At 61.6% G+C, this 10,474-nt stretch carries 9 protein-coding genes; 4 read left to right on the top strand and 5 right to left on the bottom strand.

Translation table 11 applies throughout. The features are described from left to right. Positions 1 to 228: 228 nt before the first annotated feature. Positions 229 to 978: a DUF2927 domain-containing protein gene (locus OZ411_RS12095; RefSeq protein WP_282528119.1), complete on the bottom strand. Its 750-nt coding sequence runs from the start codon at positions 976 to 978 to the stop codon at positions 229 to 231. A gap of 145 nt (positions 979 to 1,123) precedes the next feature. Further along, positions 1,124 to 1,696, bottom strand: coding sequence for a L,D-transpeptidase (locus OZ411_RS12090; RefSeq protein WP_282528117.1), 573 nt, complete (start codon positions 1,694 to 1,696; stop codon positions 1,124 to 1,126). Between the two features lie 253 nt (positions 1,697 to 1,949). On the opposite strand from OZ411_RS12090, the gene OZ411_RS12085 reads away from it, so the two are divergent. Further along, positions 1,950 to 3,497, top strand: a complete 1,548-nt coding sequence (locus OZ411_RS12085) for an acetolactate synthase large subunit (protein ID WP_282528116.1) — start codon at positions 1,950 to 1,952, stop codon at positions 3,495 to 3,497. A 13-nt stretch (positions 3,498 to 3,510) separates the two neighbouring features. On the opposite strand, the gene OZ411_RS12080 is transcribed toward OZ411_RS12085, so the two are convergent. Next, positions 3,511 to 4,545, bottom strand: a complete 1,035-nt coding sequence (locus OZ411_RS12080) for an HWE histidine kinase domain-containing protein (RefSeq protein WP_282528115.1) — start codon at positions 4,543 to 4,545, stop codon at positions 3,511 to 3,513. Positions 4,546 to 4,727: 182 nt separating this feature from the next. Then, positions 4,728 to 4,943: a hypothetical protein gene (locus OZ411_RS12075; RefSeq protein ID WP_130578080.1), complete on the bottom strand. Its 216-nt coding sequence runs from the start codon at positions 4,941 to 4,943 to the stop codon at positions 4,728 to 4,730. A gap of 196 nt (positions 4,944 to 5,139) precedes the next feature. Here OZ411_RS12075 and OZ411_RS12070 point away from each other — a divergent pair, with 196 nt between their 5' ends. Then, complete coding sequence (locus OZ411_RS12070; protein WP_282528114.1) at positions 5,140 to 6,486, top strand: filamentous haemagglutinin family protein; 1,347 nt, start codon at positions 5,140 to 5,142, stop codon at positions 6,484 to 6,486. Positions 6,487 to 6,767: 281 nt separating this feature from the next. Here OZ411_RS12070 and OZ411_RS12065 read toward each other — a convergent pair whose 3' ends face one another. Next, the gene (locus OZ411_RS12065; protein WP_130578079.1) at positions 6,768 to 7,502 is read right to left on the bottom strand and encodes a FadR/GntR family transcriptional regulator; all 735 of its coding nucleotides are present in this window, start codon (positions 7,500 to 7,502) and stop codon (positions 6,768 to 6,770) included. A 184-nt stretch (positions 7,503 to 7,686) separates the two neighbouring features. Here OZ411_RS12065 and OZ411_RS12060 point away from each other — a divergent pair, with 184 nt between their 5' ends. Both OZ411_RS12060 and OZ411_RS12055 read left to right on the top strand, forming a co-directional pair. Continuing rightward, entirely contained in the window at positions 7,687 to 8,583 is an 897-nt protein-coding gene (locus tag OZ411_RS12060; RefSeq protein ID WP_282528113.1) for a dihydrodipicolinate synthase family protein, read from the top strand. Positions 8,584 to 9,055: 472 nt separating this feature from the next. Then, positions 9,056 to 10,384: an MFS transporter gene (locus OZ411_RS12055; protein WP_130578077.1), complete on the top strand. Its 1,329-nt coding sequence runs from the start codon at positions 9,056 to 9,058 to the stop codon at positions 10,382 to 10,384. Positions 10,385 to 10,474 lie beyond the last annotated feature (90 nt).

Here is a 10,474-nt window from a genome sequence, read left to right as displayed (position 1 = left end):
CTACCCCCGTGCTTTTTGTTGCACGGGACCCACGGGTGCAACCAGCACCCGGCTTTCCCTGCGCCCTCTGTATTCGAGGAGGGTGGAAAGCTACGCAAAGCTCGGGCGTAACGCGCCGCGAGAACGCGGACTTATATCCACGGTTTGAATCCGACGTAGGATGGGTAGAGCGCAGCGAAACCCATCGCGATGAAACGAGCGGCGCGAATGATGGGTTCGGCGCATCCCTCACTCCGGCAGATTGTTCACCTTCTTCACCCAGGCACGGACGTCGGCGAGGACGTCGGGCAGCACGGCCTTGACGTCCTGCACAGTCATGCCGGCCTTGATGCGGGGATCGTAGAGCAGGTTGAGGATATACTGGTCGTAGACGTCGAAATAGCCCATCGAAACGTTGTCGTTGAACATGGTCCAGGGCACGCTGGAGGTGTCGTTGATCGGGCCGAGCGACTGCAGCAGTTCCTCATAGGCGCAATCGAAGAAGACGAAGTCGCCGTTGTCGACCGTGAGGATCACGTCCGAATGCTCGATCTCGAAATTGTCGTTCTTGCGAAAGCCGCTCAGGCATTGCGGGTCGAGCGAGGAGCGGATCTCTTTCGCCCGCTCGCTGCCATAGAAGGTCGTGATGGTGCGATAGAGATCGCGGTCGCGTACCAGCTTCACCCTCACATTGGCGATCTCGCTGCTCTCGGTCATGGCGATGTCGAGATGCTGGACCTTGGCGGCGATGTCGCCGACGATCTTTCCGAGCTGCGCCTTGCGGTCGGCGCGGGTGCCATCGGCGAACACCCTGATCGGGGAGTCATATTTGCGGATGCGGTCGACGCGGCCGGCGAGGTGGTACTCGGCGCCGAACGCCGTCTTCATGAAGCCTTCGATGATCTCGCTATCGGTGAAGGCTTTCTTCTCGTTGCGCTGACGCGCGGCGATCGATGGGTTCTCGCCCGGCCATGCCGGCGGCGCAACGAGGCCGGGCATGATCGCGGCCGGGGCGATTGCAAGGACGAGGACAGCCAGGATACGGCGAAGCGTGCACATCGCTATAACGCTGCCGCAATCATCGTGCGCGCGCAAGATAGGATGGGACGCGCCTGCGCATGGCAGCGCCGGTTCCCGTGCCGTGCTAGTTCTTGACGACGACAGTGGTGCCAACGGAAACGCGGCTATAGAGATCCACCACATCCTCGTTGGTCATGCGGAAGCAGCCCGACGATACCGCCTGTCCGATCGTCTCCGGCTCGTTGGAGCCGTGGATGCGGTAGAGCGTCGAGCCGAGATACATCGCGCGGGCGCCAAGCGGATTTTCGACGCCGCCGGCCATGTGGCGCGGCAGGTCGGGGCGGCGCCGCAGCATCTGCGCCGGCGGCGTCCAGCTCGGCCATTCCTTCTTGGCGGTGATGCGATGGGTTCCGCTCCAGCGGAAGCCGTCGCGGCCGACCCCGATGCCATAGCGCAGCGCCTGGCCGTCATTGAGGACGAGATAGAGCCGTCGCTCGGCGGTGTTGATGATGATGGTGCCCGGCGCATAATGGCTCGGGTACATCACGGTCGCGCGTTGGATCGGGCTCGCGCCGGTGCCGAAGAAGTTCGGGCCTCCGCCCATGATGTCGCGGGTGTCGAAGAATTGGGCCTGCGCCTGGCCGGCGCCTCCCAGCATCAAGAGCGCCGCCGCCAGCAAAACCCTGCCCCGTGTCATTGCCTTCCTCGCGTTATTTCCAACCTCACGAAAGTGAGGCCATAAGTTGTTCGAATGCGCAACCCACGCCGCCGTGAGCAACGGATTTTCGGACACCGCGGTTAAAAAAGGCAACACATCGGAAACGATGGCAGCAATGTCCCGCTAAACCTTTGACGAAACGGGCGAACAATGGTTGATCTGAGCCTGGGACGCCAGGCTTGAGACACTCGACTTGGGCCAACACAACATCGCGGGAATGCGGGAGCGAGACATGAATGGTGCGGAAAGTCTGGTGCGGACATTGGTCGCGGGCGGCGTCGACGTCTGCTTCACCAACCCCGGCACCTCGGAGATGCATTTCGTCGCCGCGCTGGATAGGGTCGAGGGCATGCGCTGCGTGCTCGGCCTGTTCGAGGGCGTGGTGACGGGGGCGGCCGACGGTTATTTCCGTATCAAGGAAACACCCGCTTCGACGCTGCTGCATCTGGGCCCCGGTCTCGCCAACGGCCTTGCCAACCTGCACAACGCCAAGAAGGCGAATTCCGGCATCGTCAACATCGTCGGCCAGCACGCGACCTATCACATCGCCTATAACGCGCCGCTGACCTCCGACATCGAGGGCCTGGCGCGGCCGATGTCGGCCTGGGTCAGGACCTCGCCGGATGCCAAGTCGGTCGCCGCCGATGGCGCTGCCGCGATTGCCGCTGCCAAGAGCACGCCGCCGCAGATCGCGACCCTGATCCTGCCGGCCGACACCGCCTGGAACGAGGCCGACGGCATCGCGCAGGTCCCGGCGGAAACCCAGCGGCCGAACTATTCCGCCCAGGCGGTGGAAGCGGCGGCCAAGGTCCTGCGCGAAGGTGGCGCGCAGAACCTGTTGCTGCTGACGGGAAGCGCGCTGACCGAGCATGGGCTGGCGCTGACGCAGCAGATCGCCGGCAAGACCGGCTGCAAGGTGATGGGCCAGACCTACAATCCGAAGATGGCCCGCGGCAGAGGCCGCTTCCTGATCGACCGCATTCCTTACGTGATCGAGCAGGCGCTGCCGATCCTCAAGGACTTCAAGAACATCGTGCTGGTCGAGGCCAACGACCCCGTCGCCTTCTTCGCCTACCCGAACAAGCCGAGCTTGTTGAAGCCGGAGGGTTGCGAGGTGCATCGCATGACCTCGGGCGGCGAGAATTCGGTGGCGGCGCTGGAGGCGCTCGCCGGCGCACTCGGGGCCAAGCCGCAGGACGTCAAGCCGCAGAAGCTCGTCGAGCTTGCGAAGCCGACCGGTGCGCTGACGTTTGCCTCGATCGCGCAGGCGATCGCGTGCGCAATTCCGGAGAACGCAATCGTGGTCGATGAATCCATCACCACCGGCCGCGGCTTCTTCCCGCCGACGGCGGCCGCAGCGCCCCATGACTGGCTGCAGAACATGGGCGGCTCGATCGGCTTCTCGCCGCCGGTTGCGACCGGCGCTGCCGTAGCCGCTCCCGATCGCAAGGTGATCTGCATGGTCGGCGACGGCTCTTCGATGTACACGATCCAGGCGCTGTGGACGCAGGCGCGCGAGAACCTCAACGTCGTCACCATCGTGTTCGCCAATCGCATCTATCAGATCCTGCGCGGCGAGTTCGATGGCGTCGGCGCCGGCGAGCCGGGCAAGCGGGCGCAGGACATGCTGAAGATCGACCGGCCGACCATCGACTTCGTCTCGCTCGCCAAGGGCATGGGCGTGCCGGGCCGCGCGGTCGCGACTGCTGAGGAGTTCAACAAGGCGCTCGCGGAGGCGATCGCCGAGCCGGGACCGAGGCTGATCGAGGTGCAGATGTAAGGGGGGCTTGGGCCTACGCCGCGATATCCGGGAAGCAGAATTCGCAGATCAGCCCCTCCGGCTCCCACTGCCGGGTGATGGTGCCGCTCAACGTGCGAACCACGCCGTCGACGGCGCCGACGCCAAATCCGGTCCGGGTGGGCGCGGCCACCTTGGGACCGCCGCTCTCCTGCCAGCGCAGGGAAAGGTTGGCGTTATCGGTCCGCCAACTGACGGCGATCTTTCCCGAGGGGCTAGAGAGCGAGCCATATTTGGCGGCGTTGGTGGCGAGCTCATGCACGGAGACCGCGATCGCCTGCGCCACCGTGGCCGTCAGCCTCAAATCGCCGCCGTCGATCGCGACCCGCCTCGAGTCGTGTACCGCATAGGGCTTGAGCTCCTGTTCGATGATCGCGCGGATGTTGGCGCCGGTCCAGCGTGAGACCGAGAACAGCCGCTGCACATTGGCGAGCACGCTGAGGCGCCCCTGGAAGGCCGCCTGGAACTCCTGCGCGGTATCGGCCTTGGTCAGGCGCAGGATCGCCTGGATCACCGCGAGCAGATTGTTGGCGCGATGATCGACCTCCCAGGCGAGCCGCATCATGCGCTCCTCGGCCTGCTTGCGCATGGTGGTATCGACCAGCATGTTGACGGCGCCGATCAGCCGGCCGTCAGCGTCGCGCAAGGGTGTGGGATACGGCATGAAGCAGATGCGCGAGCCGTCGGGCCGCTCGGCGATTGCTTCCATGTTGCGGACCGGGCGGTTCTCACGAAGCGCGACCGCCATCGGACACTCCCCATACGGAAGCGGCGTGCCGTCCGGGCGGAACAGCTTCCAGCTCACGCACCACATGTCGCCGATGGCAGGCACATGTCCGGCAAACTCGATGCAGGCCTCGTTGAAGAAGGTGATGCGGCCTTCCGCATCCGTCGTGTAGATCGCGGCGGGCAGCGCCTGAAGCACATCGCGAAACTGCTGCTCGTCAGTGTCGGCGCTGATGGCGGTGTGATGCGCCAGGATCTTTTCGATCTCTGCTTCTTCTTCCGAATCGTCAAAGAGGTTCAGCATCACACGTCCATGCCCGGAGGTCTTCAGCCGGTAATTCGACACCAAGGGAAATGTTCCTCCCGGTGCGTGCAGTGGCCTGCAAATTCAGTGGAAATCCGGACGGAAGGACGGTGAGCACAGCGACGAGGGCACATCAAAAAAGGCCGCCCCGAAGGACGGCCTTGATCCCCATGAATCCTGTCTTACTGATGCATCGTGTCTTCGCCGGATTTCTTCGACGACTTCTTGGCCACCTTCTTCGAGCTCTTCTTCGGCGCCATTTTCGACGCATCATCCTTGCTCGCATTGTCGCTCTGTGCCGCTTGGCCAGTCGCGCCGCCGGCCTTGTCGGTGGTCTGTGCTGAAGCGGCCGACGAAATGAACGCCAGTGCGGTGGCGGCGATAATCAGTCTACGCATTGGATGGTTCTCCCAAGTTGGCCCCCGGTCTTCAACGGAACCGCGATGCGTCCGGTTCCGTTGCCGCGATCAGCAGTCCGTGAGCGGCGCGTGAACTCGACGCTGGAAGGCGCGAGGCTGGAACCCGCGGTGCCTGCCGGACGTTCTGGCTCCGGCAGCCGGCAAGTCGATCACTCTTCTCGGTACCTCGCTGGAAGTGACGGCCGGCCGCAACGTCTTCCAGTCCGATCCGGGGACGCTGGTCAATGGTCCGTTTTCCAGCGTCGGCCCGCTGGTCGCGGGGGATCTGCGTCCCGGTGCCGATATTGTCCTGCAGGCCGGCGTTGGATCGAGCGGTCCGGACTACGCTGCTCTTGCAGCGCGCTATCTCGATCCGGCCAACCTCGCGCAGCCCGGTGTCCCTCTGGCCGATCAACCCGGCAAGGTCGCGAAGATCTACGAAGCCGAATTGAGCACATGGCTCAAGGGTCGGTTCGGCTTCCAGGGCACGGTCGAGCAGGCGATCGCTTTTTTCGATGCGCTTCCGGTCGAACAACGCGCGATCTTCCTGCGCCAGGTCCACTTCGCCGAGCTGCGCGAAGGCGGCCGCGAATACAACGATCCGAACAGCATGCGCTTCAACTCCTATCTGCGCGGCCGCGAGGCGATCGCCATGCTGTTCCCCGAGACGGACGCCAATGGCAATCCGACCGAGCGCAAGGGGGACATCACCATCTTCGGAGGGTCGAGTATCCGCACCAACTTCGGCGGCAACATCCAGATGCTCGCGCCGAACGGGCAGATCATCGTCGGCGTGGAAGGCACGGTGCCGCCGTCAAGTGCGGGTATCATCACGCAGGGTGAGGGCGACATTCAGATGTATTCCAAGGGCAGCGTGCTGCTCGGCCTGTCGCGCATCATGACCACCTTCGGCGGAGATATCTTGATCTGGTCGGCGGAAGGCGACATCAACGCCGGCCGCGGCGCAAAGAGCACGATCGTCTACACGCCGGCAAGGCGCGTCTATGACGATTATGGCGGCGTGACCCTGTCGCCGAATGTGCCGTCCTCAGGTGCGGGCATCGCGACCCTCAACCCGATCCCGGGCATTCCTGCGGGCAATGTCGATCTGATCGCACCGCTCGGCACGATCGATGCGGGCGAGGCGGGCATCCGCTCCTCGGGTAACGTCAACCTCGCGGCGCTGCAGATCCTCAGCGCCGCCAATATCCAGGCGCAGGGCAATACGACCGGTGTGCCCACAATCCACGCCCCGAACATCGGCGGTCTCACCGAGGCGTCGAACACCGCCGGCGCCGCCCAACAGGTGGCGAAACCGGCCCAGACCGGAACCGCAGAACAGCCCTCGATCATCATCGTCGAATTCCTCGGCTTCGGCGGCGGTGATGGTGTTGCGCCGAATAGCAATGACGACGAGCGTTCGCGCAAAATGCAGGGGCGGCAGACATACAACACAAACGGAGCGGTGCAGGTCTTGGGTCACGGTGACTTGACCGATCAGGAGAAAGAGGTCCTGAATGATGAGGAGAAGCGGAAACTTTAGCGCCCACGGCGGCTGGCGCGATGGGCTGCTTGCGGCTACTTGGCTGGGTTCGTCATCGACATGGCTACCGGCCGTCCTTCGGGGTGGACACCTGAGCGATCGTCTCGTCGCTCAGGGGATGCAAATATGGTTCATTGCAGGGAGCAGTGGATTAAAACGGTTTTCAAACGGCTCTGACGAACCGGGATGTTTGGGTTCGACGAATTGCGAACGTCTATGCCGGCGCGCCACCATGCAGCTTTCCCCCATTCCGCTGCTAGACCAGCGGCACATCGCGTAGACTATCGCTTCTTCGGCTTGTCTACGCCGTTGGTGCTCTGCAACAGCAATCGTATGCGTACATCAGTTTCCTTGAAATTGTCTTCAGCCGCACGGGCGGCGGCCTTGGCGTCACGTCGTTCGATCGCCTCGATCAACCCGTCATGGAAATGCAGCATGCTCTTGAGCTGACCCTGTCCGAGGATCAGCGTGACGTTATTGGCAAAGGAGTCCTGCACGCTGAAAAAGGTTTCCAGGAAAAAACGATTATGCGCGGCCTTCACGATCGCGGCGTGGAAGAGGAAATCGAGCCGCGCAAACTCATCAGCACTGTCGCGCTTCACCGCGAGTTCGCAATCGCGCCACGCCGCCTTGATGTTTGCCAACTGTTCGGCGGTTCGGCGCTCTGCCGCCAGACGTGCTGAGGGAATCTCGATCGCGCGACGAAACTCATAGAGCTGCACCAAGGCTTCCGGGCTTTGTGGGTATTTAATCCTAGGCGGGGTCATCCGCTGTTCGATGACAAAGGTGCCCAGCCCACTGCGGGATTCGACAAGGCCGAGATGCTCAAGCACACGCAGCGCTTCGCGTACCGTGGAGCGGCCAACTCCCAGTTGCCGGCTAAGTTCCTGCTCGGAAGGAAGCTTGCTCCCGACGCTCCAGGCCTCGGTCAGCATCGTGCGTATCGCGGCGATGACTTCATCTACCAGCGACACTTTTGTCACGCGGGGAAGTGCTTTTTGAGTTTTCAAGTCCATCGCCCGCTACCTGCCCTCTGGTGCTCAATAAGACCTCTACAAAAGCGGACCGATCCTCGCAAGATAATCCGGCTACCTGATATCAGGTGACCTACTTGTCAGACAGCCTGATATGTGGTTTGGTTCCTGCCCATGACAGATCCAAGTCCGGCTCGAGAGCCATTCAGAAAAGATGAGGTTTGAAATGGCGAAAGAACTTTTCCAGGGAGTCCTTGCCTTTCCTGTCACTCCTTTCGACGAGTCAGGCGAACGTATCGATTTGCGCTCATACGAGCGGTTGCTGAACCACGTGATCGAGGGAGGCGTGCATGCCGTAATTCCTCTCGGCAGCACCGGTGAATTTGCCTATCTCAGCACTCCTGAACGCCAGCAACTCGCCGAGGCGACCGTGTCGATCACGAAAGGCCGCATCCCTGCGGTGATCGGAATCTCCGCTATCACCACGAAAGAGACGATCGGCCTGGCCGAGCATGCCGAGGCCAGTGGGGCTGACGGCGTGATGATCAGCATCCCAACGTACTATGCTTTGGGGGCCGACGAGGTCGTCGCACACGTGGAGAAGGTCGCTCGGTCCGTCAAGCTGCCGGTAATGCTGTATAACAACCCGTTCACGTCGCAGGTTGATCTGACCGGCGATACGATCGCTCGCATGGTCCACATCGAAAACCTTGTCGCGATCAAGGAAGCGACCATGGACGTGAACCGTATTTCGCTGCTGAAGTCCAGGTTCGGCAATCGCTTCGAGGTGCTTGGCGGCGGCTTTGATCCATATGCTTTTCCCGCCTTCTGCCTGGGTGTGCGCGGATGGACAACCGGCATGGCAAACATAGTGCCATCCCGCTGCGTAGCACTTCATCGCACAGTGGTCGTCGAATCGAACCTGGTCGAAGGCAGGAAGCAGCATGAGAAGCTGTTACCGTTGGCCAATCTCCTTGTCGAACTCGGCCTATCGAAGGCCGTCAAGGCCGCGCTCCACGTGCTGGGACTGAGTGTCGGACCGGCCAGAAATCCCCTAGGACGACTGTCGGTTGAAAACGAGAAGCGGCTGGCGGCGGTCCTTGTCGACCTCGGCGTTCTCTAGACGGTCCTCCATCGACGCTGTGGTCAAGGCGTCTGGCTGGAGAAAAGGGCTCGCCTTGCTCCACAGGTATCAAGGCAACATTGGCGGGTCGTTTCGTTGGCGCTCACGTTGGGCGGCTGCTTGCTGAGCCGCTGGAACGGCGCATTGAGTACCCAGGCCACACTTCGTCGACACTCGGCTGGAACGTCCAACCTTTTCAGCCCTGAGCCTTGATCAGCGCAGGCGTAGAGCATTGACGCAGTGGCGAGCTGATCCCGAGGCGTTCAGGAGAAACTCCAGTTCAGAGCATTGATTGAGGAGCACTAAGGACGTCACAAAAAGAAGCAGCTTAAAGGAGTCAGCGCATTTCCACAAATGGCGATCCGGCTTCCTTTGGGAGCGAGCATCCGACTTCGAAGCGTCAACAAAGCCAAGACCACAGTGCGGGCTTTTGATGGATGCGCCAAAACCAAAATCCAATGGGAGGATTGATATGTCGACAGTTACGATTGAAAGTGAGGTTGTGGACGGCGCCGACGCAACGAAGGCGCTTGCGTCGAGCTTAGCGGGGACTATCGTCGAATGGTATGAGTTTTTCGTCTATGGAATCGCGGCCGCTCTGGTTTTTGGACGGCTCTTCTTTCCTTCTTTTGATCCGCTTGTCGGCACGTTGCTGTCGCTGTCCACTTTCGCGGTTGCTTTTATTGCGCGCCCCATTGGGGCGGCCGTATTTGGTCATCTCGGGGATCGGATCGGGCGCAAGTCCTCCTTGATCATCACCTTGTCTTTGATGGGTGGCGCGACATTCCTGATCGGGCTCCTGCCGACTTATGATGCAATCGGGATCTGGGCACCGGTAACGCTCGTCGTTGTCCGCATTGTTCAAGGCTTTTCCTTGGGCGGAGAGTACAGCGGGGCCGTGCTGATCAGTGTGGAGCACGCCGGCCCCGGGCGACGCGGCCTGTTTGGGAGTATCGTCAACACGGGATCGGCATTCGGCCTCATTCTTGCGAATCTGGCCTTCTTGGCCCTGAGCGCTCTGGATGAGTCTCAGTTCCTGTCCTGGGGTTGGCGAATTCCATTTGTTCTGAGCGCAATTCTGGTTGTGGTTGGAATGGTGATCCGCGCGCGTGTCTCCGAGAGCCCTGACTTCGAAGAAGTTAAGAGCAGGGCGCACCTCGTGAAGACGCCCCTCCTGGAGACGTTTAAGGATTACAAGGGGCGGCTAATCCTTCTCGCATTGGCATACGTCGGTGCCGGTACGTTCTTTTATACGGCTTCTGTCTTTTCCCTCTCCTATGCCCAACATCTGGGCGTCCCGCGTGGAGAAATGCTCATCCTGGTGATGGGTGCCTTCCTTTTCCTTGCAGTAGCCATGGTGTTCTTCGGCTGGCTTTCTGACAGGATCAATCGCAAGATGATCTTCGTCGCAGGCGCAGCCGTCATGACCGTGGCGCCATTCATTTGGTTCTCGCTCCTGGAGACCAGGAGCTTCAGCCTGATGCTGCTCGGCTTCATCATCATGTTCGTTCCGTTTGCCGCAAACTACGGCGTGATGCCCACATTCTATACCGAGGTATTTCCGCTCAAGGTTCGCTATACCGGGATGGCCATCGGATACACCTTGGGCACGATCTTCGGCAGTGCGACGGCGCCTCTGATGGGGACCTACTTGTTGGGCGCAACGGGGAACTGGTACGCGATCGCGGCCTTCATGGGTGGGGCCTCCCTGATATCTGCGGTCGCGGGCACTCTCCTCTACGTCGTGCCAGAGGATCCCGATGCGGCAAATACTCTCAGCCGAGTGGGGCAGGAGCGCTAGTCGTATGGCGTCGTTGGTTCGAACACCGTGTCGGGGAAACGTGGGTCCGGATCCGCATGATGCGGCCCACGTCCATCGCGGCAACTGATC

Origin of the sequence: Bradyrhizobium sp. Arg237L (genome assembly GCF_029990105.1) — a bacterium.
GTDB lineage: Bacteria > Pseudomonadota > Alphaproteobacteria > Rhizobiales > Xanthobacteraceae > Bradyrhizobium.
Note: the sequence above shows the minus strand (reverse complement) of the source record. Positions and strands in the feature narration are given on the sequence as shown.